Origin of the sequence: Pseudomonas sp. SWRI50 (assembly GCF_014269095.1) — a bacterium.
Classification (GTDB): Bacteria; Pseudomonadota; Gammaproteobacteria; order Pseudomonadales; family Pseudomonadaceae; genus Aquipseudomonas; species Aquipseudomonas kermanshahensis.
Genome location: NZ_JABWRW010000010.1, coordinates 109,193 through 123,129 on the forward strand (window position 1 = coordinate 109,193; position 13,937 = coordinate 123,129).

Genomic DNA, 13,937 nt, shown 5'->3' on the forward strand with positions numbered 1-13,937 from the left:
CATCCTGTAGGAGGAGCCTTGTGCTGCGAAGAGGCCCGTGACAGCACAGTGAATTTTCTCTGCTGCCACGGGCCTCTTCGCAGCACAAGGCTCCTCCTGTCAGGAATGCCTACCGGCAAAAATGACTCAACCTTCGCGCAGGTAATCCACCAGCCGCAGCAGCATCTCATCGCACCCCTGCAACTGCTCGGCACTGACAAACTCGTCCGGCTTGTGCCCCTGCTCCATGCTCCCCGGCCCGCAGACCACCGTCGGGATTCCGGCCTGGTCGAACAAGCCGCCTTCAGTACCAAACGCGACCGTGCCGAACGCCGCTGAACCACTGAGCAAGGCGACCAAACGTGCCGCTTCGCTGTCAGCCGGCGTGGCCAGCCCCGGGTAAGCACTCAGCGCCTCAAGGCGAATATCGGCGCCCTGGTTGACGGCGCGCATGCGCGGCAGCAACTCAGCCTCGGCGTAGCCCTGCAACTGGTCAGCCACCCCCTGAGCATCGAACCCTGGCAATGCGCGCACCTCGAAGTCGAATTCGCATTCCTCGGGCACGATGTTCAACGCCCTGCCACCTTTGATCACGCCGGTCTGTACCGTGGAAAACGGCGGATCGAAACGCGTGTCATGGTGCTCAGGCTGTGCCAAACCATTACCGATCTCACCTAGCTTGCCGATCAATCGCGCGGCGTACTCGATGGCGTTCACCCCATAAGGCGCATAAGCCGAGTGACAGGCGGCACCGTGCACCTGGCAACGCATTGCCAACTTACCCTTGTGCCCCAGCACTGGCTTGAGCTCGGTCGGCTCGCCGATCAGGCACAACCGCGGCTTGTGTGGGCGCTGCGCAAGCGCCGCAAGCATCGAGCGTACGCCCAGGCAACCCACTTCTTCGTCATAGGAGAACGCGAGGTGCAGCGGAATACGCAAAGGCTGCGCGAGAAACGCGGGGACCGCTGCCAGGACAGAGGCGATGAAGCCCTTCATGTCCGCAGTACCCCGCCCATACAGGCGCCCCTCCCGCTCACTCAAGGCAAACGGCTCGACCGTCCAGGCCTGGCCGTCAACCGGCACCACATCGGTGTGCCCCGAAAGCACTACACCGCCAACGTCCAGCGGGCCGAGGGTGGCAAACAGGTTGGCCTTGGTGCCCTCAGCGTTATGGAACAACTCGCATTCCACGCCAAGGTCCGCCAGGTAGTCACGGATGAAACCGATCAGCGCCAGGTTCGAATCGCGGCTGACCGTGGCAAAACCGATCAGCCGGGCAAGCAACGCGCGGCTGGTGCGCTCATTCATTGCCCGGCACTCCATAGCTTGGCGCGGCGGTCGGGTCGAGGGCGCGGGTCACGTAGTCCTGCATCTGCGGGCGATAGGCTTGCCACAGGCCATCGAGCTGGCCGATCGGGTCTTCATCGGCCCAGTCGACGCGCAGGTCCACCAGCGGCCAGGTCAGCTCGCCGGCAATCTTCAGCGCTGCGGAATGCACCGGCCCGGCCTCGCCCCCGGCCGCCATCGCCGCCTGCATGGCCGCCAACAAGCGATCGGCCAGGTGCCCGCCGGCCTGTTCAAACGCGTGCACCATGGCCTCGATCACCTGCTTGGACGCCAGCAAGTTACCCGCAGCAGCGCACTGCTCGCCGGCCACGGCATTGTGCACCCCAAGTGCCTGCTTGCCAGTAAACAACGCGACCTGGCCCTGGCTGTCGATCACGGTGACCTGGCGGTATTCGCTCCAGCCATTGGCGTTGAGCACCCTGTCTAGTGCAGCTGCCGGCGGCAACTGGCCCTGCTCCAGCACATCGAGCAGCTGCGGCCCCAATGCCGGCAAGGTGATGTTCTGCGTTGCGACCGCCCCCACACCTGCGCGCACCCAGGGGCAACGCGCCCCGACCGCGATGCTCGACGAGCTGATGGCGATACCGACTTGGCCGGTTTCCTGGCAACGACCGATGATGGAGAAAGTCATGTCATGGTTCCTGTTGTTCTGTCCGATGCAGGGCATTCTGGGTGGAACCCTCCAGCGCGCGAAACCACCTTTTTCCGAGGGCTTGAAGAGGAAAAAACTAAGGCCGCCCGCACCACCCCGAACGGCATGAAAAATCCCCCTCAAGCACCGCGGCAAGCCCTATGAATCAAGGCCTTCGCCGTTTTATCGGCAAGCCCTAGCTAAATACTATTTTCGCCATTTGCGCAGCGTCCCTAGTCTGGCCCCAGGCAACGGCGGTCCTCCAACCGACCTGACAAAAACCGCCTGATAAAGGGCTCGGACATGACTTTGAACAACCTCGAAATCGACACCCTCGTCGTCGGCGCCGGCCAAGCCGGCGTGGCCATGAGCGAACACCTGAACAAGCTCGGCGTGCCGCACCTGGTGCTGGAGCGCAAGCGCATCGCCGAAGCCTGGCGTACGGGCCGCTGGGACTCGTTGGTCGCAAACGGCCCGGTCTGGCACGACCGCTTCCCTGGGCTGGAATTCAACCTCGACGCCGATGCCTTCGCTGGCAAGGATCAGGTTGCCGACTACTTCGAACAATACGTGCGCAAGTACAACCTGCCGGTGCGCACCGGCATCGAGGTGAAGAAGGTGGTGCGCAACAGCGATCGCCCAGGCTTCACCATCGAAACCAACGAGGGCGTGATCCGCGCCAACCGCGTGGTTGCTGCCACTGGCCCGTTCCAGCGCCCGGTGATCCCGGCCATCGCGCCAAAGGACGAGCGCCTGCACCAGATCCACTCTGCCGCCTACTACAACCCCGAGCAGCTGCCCGCCGGTGCCGTGCTGGTGGTGGGCGCCGGTTCTTCGGGCGTGCAGATTGCCGAAGAACTGATGCGCGCCGGGCGCCAGGTATACCTGTCGGTCGGTGCCCATGACCGGCCGCCGCGTGCCTACCGCAACCGCGACTTCTGCTGGTGGCTGGGTGTGCTGGGCGAGTGGGACGCAGAAATCGCCAAGCCTGGCCGCGAGCACGTGACCATTGCTGTCAGCGGCGCACGCGGCGGCCACACCGTGGACTTCCGCGCCCTCGCCCACCAAGGCATGACCCTGGTCGGCCTGACCCAATCGTTCGCCGATGGCATTGCCACCTTCCAGGACAACCTGGCAGACAACATCCGCCGTGGCGACGAAAACTACCTGGCCCTGCTCGATGCCGCCGATGCCTACATCGAACGCAACGGCCTGGACCTGCCTGAAGAGCCGGAGGCGCGCAAGCAACTGCCCGACCCTGAGTGCCTGAGCAACCCGCTGCACACACTCGACCTGGCCCAGGCCGGTGTCAGCACCATCATCTGGGCCACCGGCTACGGCGTGGACTTCAGCTGGTTGCAGGTCGACACCTTCGACACCAACGGCAAGCCACAACACCAACGCGGTGTTGCCCGCGAACCTGGCGTGTACTTCCTCGGCCTGCCTTGGCTGTCACGCCGCGGCTCGTCGTTCATCTGGGGCGTGTGGCACGACGCCAAGCACGTCGCCGGGCACATCGCCACGCAACGGACCTACCTGGCCTACCGCGACAGCGAACAACGCGCCGCGGATGAGCAGCAACAACCCACGATCAGCAACGTCAGCACCCTCGGAGCCCACTGATGCCAACCCATACCCGTATCCGCATGTTCAACACCAAGGTCACCTACCCTAACCAGACCCTGGACAACGACCTGTGCCAGGCGGTGCGTGCCGGCAACACCATCTACGTACGCGGCCAGGTGGGCACCGACTTCGAAGGGCGCCTGGTAGGCCTGGGCGACCCTCGGGCACAAGCCGAACAGGCGATGAAAAACGTCAAGCAACTGCTTGAAGAGGCCGGCTCGGACCTGTCGCACATCGTCAAGACCACCACCTACATCACCGACCCGCGCTTCCGCGAGCCGGTGTACAAGGAAGTCGGCAAGTGGCTCAAAGGCGTGTTCCCGATCTCCACCGGGCTGGTGGTGGCGGGCCTGGCCCAGGCCGAGTGGTTGATGGAAATCGATGTGATCGCCGTGGTGCCGGATCAGGCCTGACCTGCCGGCACCCCGCTCAGCCAGGCCTGCGTGACTCGCGCAGCTGCCGTTAGCCGCTCTGCCCCCTGCAAGTGGGCAGACGGCACCTCGACGCTGAGGCTGACGTCGTGGGGCAAGGCTGCGAGCAACTGCGCCAACGGCAGCTGCCCGCAGCCAGGCAACTGCCTGCCCTCGCGCGCTTCCTGGATGATGCCGCTGTCGGGTGGTGCCTGCAGTGGGGCATCGCACAACTGCACGGCGCGCAAGTAACGCGGGTCGATTCCGGCAAGGTCCGCTACCGCTGCGCCAGCGCGAAACAGGTGCAAGGCATCGACCAGCACGCTGCTGTTGTCCTGCCCCGCCCCTGCCACCACGGTATAGGCCTGGTGCACGTTCGCCACCGGCCGCCAGCGCATGAATTCAAGGTCCACGCGCACGCCATAACCCCCTGCCAGCTCGCACAAGGCCGCGAAATGCCCGGTCAGCCGCGCGACATCGGCATCATCGCCCGACACCGTCAGGCTTACCGCCCCCAGCTCCGCACCTGCCGCCAGCAAAGGCTCGTAATCGGCGACCACCACCTCGGGCGTCAATGACACGAACTCGATATCAGCGACCCGTACGCCCTCACCCACCATCACCGCCTTGAGCTCACGCAGCGCCAGGCTGCCCGCCGTTACAGGGTAGGCCAGCGCACCCGGCATCACTGGATGCAGGCGCAGCCCCACCGTGCTGAAGCCGGCACGGCTCGCCTCGCGCACCAGCACGGCTGGCGCCAGGTCCAGTGCCGTCAGGTGAGCGACGCCCAGGCCCCTCAATAGGTCGCCCTCCCGCCACTGAGGTCGAACACGAAGCCGGTGGTGAAACTGCACTCTGGCCCGGCGATCCAGCTCACCATGTTGGCGATTTCCTCGACCTTCAGGAAGCGCCCCATGGGGATCTTGGCCTTGCTCGCTGCGATGTGCTCCGGGGTCATTTCGGCCATCAGCGGCGTTTCTACCATCGCCGGCGCCACGCAGTTGAGCAGCACGCCATCCTGCGCCAGCTCCTTGGCTGCGGCCTTGGTGAAGGCGATCACGCCTGCTTTGGCCGCCGAGTACGCCGAGATGTACTGCACGCCATCCTTGCCCGCCATCGAGGCGACGTTGACGATGCGTCCGTAGCCGCGTTCGCGCATGTGCGGGATGGCGGTGCGGCAGCAATAGAACACTCCGTTCAGGTCAATGGCGATGACCTTGTCCCAGGCCGCTGGCGGGTATTCCCAGGCGGGTACCACTGGGCCATTGATACCGGCGTTGTTGACCAGGATCTCGACCTGCCCGACGTGTGCAAGCACGTCGGCAAATGCCGCTTCCACCGACGCCAGTGATGCAACATCGACAGACTGGCGCAGCACCGGCTCAAAGCCGTTTTCGGCTGTGTCCCAGCCATCGACCGCCAAGTCCCAGATCACCACGTGGGCACCTGCGGCGTGCAGCCGCTGTGCAATCCCCAGGCCGATGCCACGCATGCCGCCGGTGACGATTGCAGTCTGCCCTTGCAGGTATTGGCTCATTGCTTTGCTCCATTTTCGAGGTTAGGTATGTCTGGCAGACGACGCAGGTCGCTCACCATGAACAGGTAACACAGGGCACCGAGGACGGTGATCGACGACACGAAGGCCAAGGCCCAGACGAACGACCCGGTCATCGAAACGATGATGCCGATGGTCAACGAGGTGACGATGCCCGCCGCGTTGGCGAACAGGTTGAACAGGCCACCGCTCAAGCCCAGCAGGCCCTTTGGCGCGATGTCGGAAACGATCATCCAGGCCAGCGCCGACATGCCTTGGGCGAAGTAGGCGATGCAGAGAATGGCGATTACCAGCGCGTCGGACTCGACATAGTTAGCCAGCACGATCACCGACGCGGTGAGCAGGCCGGCAATCACTGGCAGCTTGCGCGCCACGTTCAGGGAGTAGCCGCGGCGCAGCAAGGCATCGGACAACCAGCCACCGACCAGGGTGCCCAGCGAGGCGGCGATGAACGGCAGCACCGCGACCCAGCCAACCTTCAGCCACGGCATGTGCCGCTCGGTGACCAGGTAGGTCGGGAACCAGGTCAGGAAGAACACGTTGGTCGAGTTGCAGGCAAACTGCCCCAGGCAGATGCCCAGCATGTTGCGGTGTTTGAGCAGAGCCGGGATCTGCGACCAGCGGAATACCGTGGCTTTCTGGCCACCGTCGACCACGCCACCGCCAGCTGCGATGTAGTCGAGTTCGGCCTTGTTCGCCGTGGTGGACTGGTGCGGTTCATGGTACTTGCGCCACCAGACCAGGCCATAAAGGATGCCCATCAGCCCGACCGCCATCAGCAGAAAACGCCAGCCGTACGCGTGCAGTACCCAGAACAGCAGCGGCGTGAGAAACGCAAGCCCCGTGTATTCGGCAAATGTGTAGATGCCGGTCGCCCTGGCCCGCTCACTCTGTGGGAACCAGGTCGCCACCACGCGGCTGTTGGTGGGGAAGCACGGCGCTTCGGTCACCCCTACCAGAAAACGCATGCCCAACAGCGACAAAAAGCCCTGGGCCAACCCTTGCAGGCCAGTGAACAGCGACCACAGCGTCAAGGCCAGCCAGTACGTGAACTTGGTGCCCAGCCGGTCGATGAGGATCCCGCCGGGGATCTGGGCCGCCGCGTAGGTCCAGGAAAACGCCGAGAAGATCACGCCCATCATCGCGGCGTTAAGGCCCAGGTCGGCACTGATGCTAGGCGCCGCAATGCCCATCACGCTGCGGTCAAGGTAGTTGATCATCGTGCCGCCGGAGATCAGCGCCAGGATCATGAAGCGGGTGCGGGTGCGTTGTTGCAGGCGTGCAGGCGTGTCGAACGCCCCCACGCCGAGGTTCTGTTCAGTGTTCATGACGGTTGCTCTCTTGTTATTGGAATGGCAAAGGGCGGTGCGCTAGGCAAACCCGAACAGACGTCGCGGTGTGTCCCACATGACGGTGCGGCGCAGTTGCGCATCCGGCATCAGTTGCTCGGCCAGTTTCAGCAGCGGCCCGTAGTCCACCCGCGAGCGCTGACGAATGAACGGCCAATCGGAGCCCCACACGCAGGCCTGTGGGCCAAACGCTTCGAGCAGGGCATGAACGTAGGCACTGCTCTGCGCCTGCAGCGCATCGGCCGAGGCGAACTTCTGCATGCCGGACAGCTTGACGCTGGCCCGGCCGCTTGCGGCCAACCGCAGCAAGGCCTGGAAACCCGGTTGGTGAATACCGGCGCTCACCTCCGGGCGGCCGCAATGGTCGATCAACACGCGCGCCGACGTGCGCTCAAGCAGCCCGCGCAGCGCCAGCAACTGGTCTTCGCACACCTGAATCTGCGCAAACAGGTCGAGCTCGGCGAGCTTGCCGAACAACCCGTCGGCTGCATCCAGGCTCGCCACACCGTACAACGCCGGGTTGAAGGCCACCCCGACCACCCCTTGCGCCTGCAACGTAGCCAGCGCATCCAGGGTGATGTCAGGGCTAACCACTGCCACCCCCTTGAAACGCCCCTGCCCAGTGGCGAGCGCGCTCAGCAGGCAGCTATTGTCGGTGTGGTAGCCGCTGTTCGGCCCCACCAGCAAGGCATGCTGCACGCCATAGGCGTCCATCACCCGGTTGAATTGCTCGAGGGTGGCGACCTCCTGCCCGGACGGGGCGTAAGGCGCGTCGGGGTGATAGGGAAAGCGCGCAGGGTCAAACAAATGGTTATGGCAATCGATCTTGGGTTCATCGAAGATGTTCACGCAACACTCCCGTCAAGCGCCGCTGCGCTTGCCTGCAGATCTTGTTATTGTGCGCCGCGAAGGCGACTCGGCAGGCTTCAAGATACTGCGTGCCCGGCGTCTGCGCTCATACCCAGATGGCGAAGACCATAACCAAAGGTAATGCTCATGCCCCTCGACCATGACGGCCCGGAAGCCCGCAACCTGGTGTTCAAACTGCGGCACATGGAAGTGTTTCGTGCGGTGATGTTGACGGGCTCGATCAGCGCGGCGGCGAAGATGCTCTATGTGTCGCAGCCGGCCGTGAGCAAATTGATCCAGTACATCGAGGGGCGGCTGGCGTACCGCTTGTTCGAGCGTATCAACAACCGCCTGGTGCCGACCCACGAAGCGCAGATTCTGTACCGCGAAGTCGAGCGGGTGTATCAGGCCGCGCTGGAGGTCAATGAATGTGCGTTGTCACTGGGCAGTGGCGGCCACCGTAACCTGCGCATCTCGTGCAGCGCCTCGCTGTCGACCGTGGTCATCCCGATTGCGCTGGCCCAACTCAAGCGTGAGTCACCCTCGCTGAACATCGAGTGGCAGACCTCGTTGATGGGTGAAATGCCGAACCAGATCCTGTCGAAGAAGGTCGACCTGTCGATTGCCGCCTTGCCGGTGATCCACGATCACCTGCATTCACGCGCGTTCATGCGCGGGCGCATGGTGGTGGTCCCCCTGGCCGACGAAATCCACTTCGACATCAGTTTCGTCTATTCGCGCTTCGAGCCACCTTCGCACTCGGCGCTGCACCTGATGCAGGTGCTGCATGCCCAGGCCCTGAAGCTGGGGCGGGGGATCGAGGGGTTCGCGTTGCCAACCCCTTGATGAACCGGGGCCGCCCGGCGGCCCATCGCCGGCTCCCACAGGTAACTGCGCAGGCTCAGACCTTGCGAAAAACCTGTGGGAGCCGGCTTGCCGGCGATGGGCTGCAAGGCAGCCCCTTGAGTACAATCAGGCGATCGCCGCGTCCACCAACACCTGCGCTTCCTGCACCAGGCGCTGCAGGTGCGCCTCGTCGATAAAGCTTTCGGCATAGATCTTGTAGATGTCCTCGGTGCCCGACGGCCGTGCGGCAAACCAGCCATTGGCGGTCATCACTTTCAACCCGCCAATCGCCTGGCCGTTACCCGGTGCATGGCTGAGGATCTGCACGATTGGCTCACCAGCAAGCTCTGTGGATTTAACCTGCTCAGGTGCCAGCTTGCTCAACAACGCCTTCTGCCGGGCATCCGCCTTGGCCTCGACGCGGGTGGCATACGGCTTGCCCAGTGCTGAGGTCAGGTCGGCATAAGCCTGGCTCGGGTTGCGACCGGTGCGTGCGGTCATCTCGGCGGCCAGCAAGGCCGGGATCAAACCGTCCTTGTCAGTGGCCCAGACCGACCCATCGCGCCGCAGGAACGAAGCCCCCGCGCTCTCCTCGCCACCAAAGCCCAATGAACCGTCGAAGAGGCCTTGGGCGAAGAACTTGAAGCCCACCGGCACCTCGAACAGCTCGCGGCCCAGGCGCTCGGTAACGCGGTCGATCAGGCCACTGGACACCACGGTCTTGCCCACGGCTGCGTCGCTGCGCCATTGCGGGCGGTGGCGGAACAGGTAGTCGATGGCCACGGCCAGGTAGTTGTTCGGCTGCAGCAGGCCATCCGGGGTGACGATGCCGTGGCGGTCGTGGTCCGGGTCGCAGGCAAAGGCCACGTCAAAGCGCTCGCGCAGGCCGATGAGGCCCTGCATGGCGTAGGGCGAGGATGGGTCCATGCGGATCTGGCCGTCCCAGTCGACGGTCATGAAGCGGAAGGTCGGGTCGACCTCGCTGTTGACCACTTCCAGGTTCAGCTTGTAATGCTTGGCAATCGCCGACCAGTAGTTAACCCCGGCGCCGCCCAGCGGGTCGACGCCCAGGCGCAGGTTGGCGCTGCGAATCACGTCGAAGTCGATGACATTGCCCAGGTCTGCCACGTAGTGGCTCACGTAGTCGTGGCGGTGCGTGGTGGCAGCCTGCAGTGCCTGGGCATGGTCCATGCGTTTGACGCCAGCCAGGTTCGCAGCCAGCAGCTCGTTGGCCTTGGCCTCGACCCACTTGGTCACGTCGCTGTCGGCTGGGCCGCCATTGGGCGGGTTGTACTTGAAGCCACCGCTTTGCGGCGGGTTGTGCGACGGCGTGATGACGATGCCATCGGCCAGGCCCTGCTCGCGGCCACGGTTGTAGCACAGGATGGCGTGGGACACCGCTGGGGTCGGCGTGTACTCGTCGTCTTTGGACAGCATCACCTGCACGCCATTGGCCGCCAGCACTTCCAGGGCACTGGCCGTGGCCGGTGCCGACAGCGCATGGGTGTCGGCGCCAATGAACAGCGGGCCATCGATGCCCTTCTCCTGGCGGTACAGGCAGATGGCCTGGGTAATGGCCAGTACGTGGTACTCGTTGAAACTCAGCTCAAGCGAGGTGCCTCGGTGCCCCGAGGTGCCGAAGGCCACCCGTTGGGCCACCACGCCAGCGTCGGGGCGGCCGGTGTAGTAAGCGGTGAGCAGTCGGGGGATATCGACCAGCACGCTGGCCGGAGCCGGCTTGCCTGCCAAAGGACTGAGCGTCATGCAGAAACCTCGAGTTCAACGAATGTTGGTGTTGGAACGTGCAGTGTACTGAGAGTTGCAACGCCGCGCGACGGGCGACGCGATGAAAGCCGCCAGCACTTGGCGATGGTCTAGAGTATTAGCCACCACTCCCCGGCAACGAGGCCCCATGGCTTTTCACCGCCTGACACGTACCCACCCTCGCCTCACGTTCGCCACCTTGGTCGGCATCATCGGCGCCTGGCTGATCCCTGCCGGTGACACGGTCCAGCACATTCTGGTCGGCTGGAACCTCGGCGTCTGGCTCTACCTGCTGCTGGTCCTGTGGCTTACCTGGAGCGCCAACCCGGAAAAGGTCCGCAACGTTGCCCAGGTCGAGGATGAGAACGCCGGCCTGGTCCTGCTCACCGTCTGCATCGCTGCCATCGCCAGCCTGGCCGCAATCACCTTGCAACTGGTCTCCAGCCGCGGCCTGCAAGGCAGCGCCCTGGCCCTGCACTACTTGTACACCGGGTTGACCGTGGCCGGCTCCTGGCTGTTGATCGGCTGCATCTTCAGCCTGCACTATGCCCGGCTGTTCTATACCGGCCAGAACCATGAGCCCCCGCTGCGCTTTGCCGATGGCGAGCGCAACCCGGATTACTGGGACTTTCACTACTTCTCGTTCACTATCAGTGTGGCGGTGCAAACGTCCGATGTCGGCGTCGCTGGCCGGGGGTTGCGCCGGGTGGTGCTGGCACATTCAGTGGTAGGGTTCGTGTTCAACACGGCCATTCTGGGGTTCACCATCAACATTGCGGCCGGCCTGCTGGGGTAGCACACACCGCTCGTCCGAAAACCCAGTGCGGTAGAGGCGGCCGTTACCTGCGGCACCCCGCAAGGAAAACGTTTGCTAGGCGAGCTGCCGGTGGATAGCGGCCCTAACAGCACTGTGACCTAGGTCAAACCTCCACGATTCCGGCGTATTCCCACCCTGGGCAATGGCGTGGCAGGTGCTATGGTTACATTCCCGGCGGCCGTGCACGCGGCCTCCCGCTCACCGCGTCCAGGTACGGACAAGGAGGCTGGCATGAACAAAATGACGTTCCCGAACGCCTGCCAGGTGATGCGCTGGCATTTCCACCCGCTCGGCTTCGAAGCCAGCATGGATGCACCGCGCAGCATGATCGCGCGCCTGTTCGACCGCGCCACCGGAGAAACCTTGCTGGCTATTGCCGGCATCCCTTGCGCTGCGATCATGGCCGCTGCGGATGTCGAGCGCATCATTGAAGCGGTCGAGGCTGAGATGGACGCCTTCGTACCCGTCTTCGCCCTGCGCGACGCAGGCTAGACTGCCACCTCAGGCGTCTCCCGCATGGCCTGCAATTTGCCCATGAATTGCTCGGCCGGCACCGGTTGCCCGAGCAGATAACCCTGCAGCGAATCGCAACCCAGGCGGGTGAGGAAGTCTTGCTGCTTGTCCGTCTCTACCCCTTCGGCAACGATGCGCAAGCCCAGCGCCTGGCCTAGTGCGACAATCGCCGAGACGATCGCGGCGTCATCGCTGTCCTGCTCCAGGTCACGCACAAACCCCCGGTCGATCTTCAGCTCGTTGGCCGGCAGTCGCTTCAGGTACATGAGGCTGGAATAGCCCGTGCCGAAGTCATCGATGGACAAGTCCACGCCCATGTCGGACAGGCGCTGCAACACTGTCAGGCTGGCATCGGCATCATGCATGGCGGTGGTCTCGGTAATCTCCAGGGTCAGGCAGTTGGCCGGCAGGCCGTTTTCGCGCAGGGCCCGGGCCACGCTGTCGACCAGCCCCGCATGGCAAAACTGGATGGCCGACAGGTTGACTGCCATACGCCACCCCTGGTGGCCCTGGTTCAGCCACTGGCGCATCTGCCGGCAGGCTTCGTCAAGCACCCACTCGCCAATCGGGATGATCAGGCCGGTTTTTTCCGCCAGGCCGATGAACCGGTCAGGCAGCAGCAGGCCCTGCTGTGGGTGCTCCCAGCGCAGCAACGCTTCGGCACCGATTGGCTGGCAGGCCTGGGCATCGAACTTGGGCTGATAGTGCAGGCGGAACTGGCGCTGCTCCAGGGCCTGGCGCAGGTCCTGCAATAACTGCAATTGCTGCCGGGCGTTGCTGTTCATCGACACGTCGAAGAAGCTGTAGCCGTTTTTACCGGCGCTTTTGGCGTGGTACATCGCGGCATCGGCATTGCGCAGCAACTCGTGCTGATCCTGGCCATTGCCGGGGTACAAGACGATCCCCAGGCTGGCCGTGAGCTGCAAATCATGCTCGGCGACGCGAAACGGCCGCGACACCAGGTTGACCTGCTTGACCGCCACGTCCATGGCATCGTTGGGCTCCTGCAGCTCCACCAGCAGCACGAACTCGTCGCCACCAATGCGCGCCAGCGTGTCCTGGCTGTGTAAATGGCCGCGCAGGCGCGCCGCGACGGCCTTGAGCAGCAAGTCGCCGACATGGTGACCAAAGGCATCGTTGACCGGTTTGAAGCCATCCAGGTCGATGAACATCAGCGCAAAACAACCGCCCTGCTCCGCCACCTTGGCGATGGCTTGCTCGATGCGGTCGGCTAACAAGGTGCGGTTGGGCAGGTCGGTGAGCGTGTCGTGCAGGGCCAGCTGGGTCAGTTCCTGGTTGGCCAGGGTCAGCGAGCGGGCCAGTTCCGCCGTGCGCGCTTCGAGACGTGCGTCCAGTACCGAGGTCAACAAAGCTACCGCCAGCACTGCCAGGGTGGTGATCAACACCAGGTAGACCAGCCCGTCGCCTTGCAGCCCACCGGCCAGCGCACCACAGAAACTGCCCTCGGGGAAATTGGCTGCGGCCATGCCGGTGTAGTGCATGCCGACGATGGCCAAGCCCATGATCACTGCTGCCAGGCCACGAATCTGCCGGACGTAAGGGGTGTGCTTGCGCAAGCGGAACGCGATCCACAACGCCGCTGCCGAGGCGCCCACGGCGATCATCAGCGAGGCGCCGAACAGCGCAGGGTCATAGTCGATGCCCGGCAGCATGCGCAGCGCGGCCATACCGGTGTAGTGCATGCAACTGATGCCCGCGCCCATAATCAACGCGCCAAAGCCCAGTTGCAGCCAGGGCAGGCTCGGCTGGCTTACCAGCCACAAGGCAAAGCCTGACGACAGCACCGCAATCAACAGCGAGAACGCAGTCAGGCCAAGGTCGTAGCCCAGGTCAATGGGCAGGCTGAACGCGAGCATGCCGATGAAGTGCATCGACCACACGCCGACCCCCATGGCCAACGCACCGCCCCCCATCCACAGGTGCACAGCCCTGCCCTTGGCCGTCGCGATACGGCCGGTCAGGTCAAGGGCGGTGTAGGACGCCAGGATCGCCACGCACAGCGAAATCAACACCAGCGAAGAGGAGTAGCTACCGGTCAGCATTGGGAGTTCCAGCGACGGGCCAGGGGGCCCGGAAAAAGCTGACGATTGTACTCAAGCTTTGGCGAAACGCACGGGGTTTTTGCGAATGGGAATGGATCCAAGTGCTGGGATGCCACGGCTGGGCATACGTACCTTGCGCTGCGAAGTGGCCCGTATGCCTGGTAGCGCTGTATTAGCCGTTAGGGCCT

Annotated in this window: 13 protein-coding genes; 5 read left to right on the forward strand and 8 right to left on the reverse strand. The window is 64.0% G+C overall.

From position 1 onward, the window contains the following. Window positions 1-126: 126 nt before the first annotated feature. Both argE and HU750_RS13195 read right to left on the reverse strand, forming a co-directional pair. The gene (gene argE, locus HU750_RS13190; RefSeq protein ID WP_186680247.1) at window positions 127-1,287 is read right to left on the reverse strand and encodes an acetylornithine deacetylase; all 1,161 of its coding nucleotides are present in this window, start codon (window positions 1,285-1,287) and stop codon (window positions 127-129) included. Continuing rightward, window positions 1,280-1,957, reverse strand: coding sequence for a DUF1028 domain-containing protein (locus tag HU750_RS13195; protein WP_099429103.1), 678 nt, complete (start codon window positions 1,955-1,957; stop codon window positions 1,280-1,282). The genes argE and HU750_RS13195 overlap by 8 nt, the downstream gene beginning before the upstream one ends. 303 nt (window positions 1,958-2,260) lie before the next feature. Between HU750_RS13195 and HU750_RS13200 the strand changes: the two genes are divergently transcribed. Both HU750_RS13200 and HU750_RS13205 read left to right on the forward strand, forming a co-directional pair. Further along, a complete protein-coding gene (locus HU750_RS13200) occupies window positions 2,261-3,580 on the forward strand; it encodes a flavin-containing monooxygenase (RefSeq protein WP_186680249.1) in 1,320 nt (439 codons plus the stop codon). After that, on the forward strand, window positions 3,580-3,996 hold the full coding sequence (locus tag HU750_RS13205; RefSeq protein WP_027593581.1) for a RidA family protein: 417 nt from the start codon (window positions 3,580-3,582) through the stop codon (window positions 3,994-3,996). Before HU750_RS13200 ends, HU750_RS13205 begins: the two co-directional genes overlap by 1 nt. Here the strand turns inward: HU750_RS13205 and HU750_RS13210 are convergent. From HU750_RS13210 to HU750_RS13225, 4 genes are read right to left on the reverse strand one after another with little or no spacing between them, the layout of a single operon-like run. Continuing rightward, a complete protein-coding gene (locus HU750_RS13210) occupies window positions 3,987-4,793 on the reverse strand; it encodes a sugar phosphate isomerase/epimerase family protein (protein ID WP_186680251.1) in 807 nt (268 codons plus the stop codon). The two genes, HU750_RS13205 and HU750_RS13210, sit on opposite strands and share 10 nt — an antisense overlap. Continuing rightward, on the reverse strand, window positions 4,790-5,530 hold the full coding sequence (locus HU750_RS13215; protein ID WP_186680254.1) for an SDR family NAD(P)-dependent oxidoreductase: 741 nt from the start codon (window positions 5,528-5,530) through the stop codon (window positions 4,790-4,792). Before HU750_RS13215 ends, HU750_RS13210 begins: the two co-directional genes overlap by 4 nt. Further along, window positions 5,527-6,876 carry an MFS transporter gene (locus HU750_RS13220; RefSeq protein WP_186680256.1) on the reverse strand — a complete coding sequence of 450 codons (1,350 nt, stop codon included), beginning with the start codon at window positions 6,874-6,876 and terminating at the stop codon, window positions 5,527-5,529. Before HU750_RS13220 ends, HU750_RS13215 begins: the two co-directional genes overlap by 4 nt. 42 nt (window positions 6,877-6,918) lie before the next feature. Beyond that, window positions 6,919-7,746 (reverse strand): amidohydrolase family protein, encoded by an 828-nt coding sequence (locus HU750_RS13225; protein WP_027593585.1) that lies wholly within the window; start codon window positions 7,744-7,746, stop codon window positions 6,919-6,921. Window positions 7,747-7,893: 147 nt separating this feature from the next. Here HU750_RS13225 and HU750_RS13230 point away from each other — a divergent pair, with 147 nt between their 5' ends. Further along, window positions 7,894-8,592, forward strand: coding sequence for a LysR family transcriptional regulator (locus HU750_RS13230; RefSeq protein ID WP_186680259.1), 699 nt, complete (start codon window positions 7,894-7,896; stop codon window positions 8,590-8,592). A 126-nt stretch (window positions 8,593-8,718) separates the two neighbouring features. Here the strand turns inward: HU750_RS13230 and pgm are convergent, their stop codons facing one another. Next, the gene (gene pgm, locus HU750_RS13235) at window positions 8,719-10,356 is read right to left on the reverse strand and encodes a phosphoglucomutase (alpha-D-glucose-1,6-bisphosphate-dependent) (protein WP_186680262.1); all 1,638 of its coding nucleotides are present in this window, start codon (window positions 10,354-10,356) and stop codon (window positions 8,719-8,721) included. A gap of 148 nt (window positions 10,357-10,504) precedes the next feature. On the opposite strand from pgm, the gene HU750_RS13240 reads away from it, so the two are divergent. Continuing rightward, entirely contained in the window at window positions 10,505-11,152 is a 648-nt protein-coding gene (locus HU750_RS13240; RefSeq protein ID WP_186680265.1) for a DUF1345 domain-containing protein, read from the forward strand. 252 nt (window positions 11,153-11,404) lie between these two features. Beyond that, complete coding sequence (locus HU750_RS13245) at window positions 11,405-11,665, forward strand: DUF1652 domain-containing protein (RefSeq protein WP_027593589.1); 261 nt, start codon at window positions 11,405-11,407, stop codon at window positions 11,663-11,665. Here HU750_RS13245 and HU750_RS13250 read toward each other — a convergent pair. Next, complete coding sequence (locus HU750_RS13250; RefSeq protein WP_186680268.1) at window positions 11,662-13,749, reverse strand: putative bifunctional diguanylate cyclase/phosphodiesterase; 2,088 nt, start codon at window positions 13,747-13,749, stop codon at window positions 11,662-11,664. The genes HU750_RS13245 and HU750_RS13250 overlap by 4 nt on opposite strands. Window positions 13,750-13,937 lie beyond the last annotated feature (188 nt).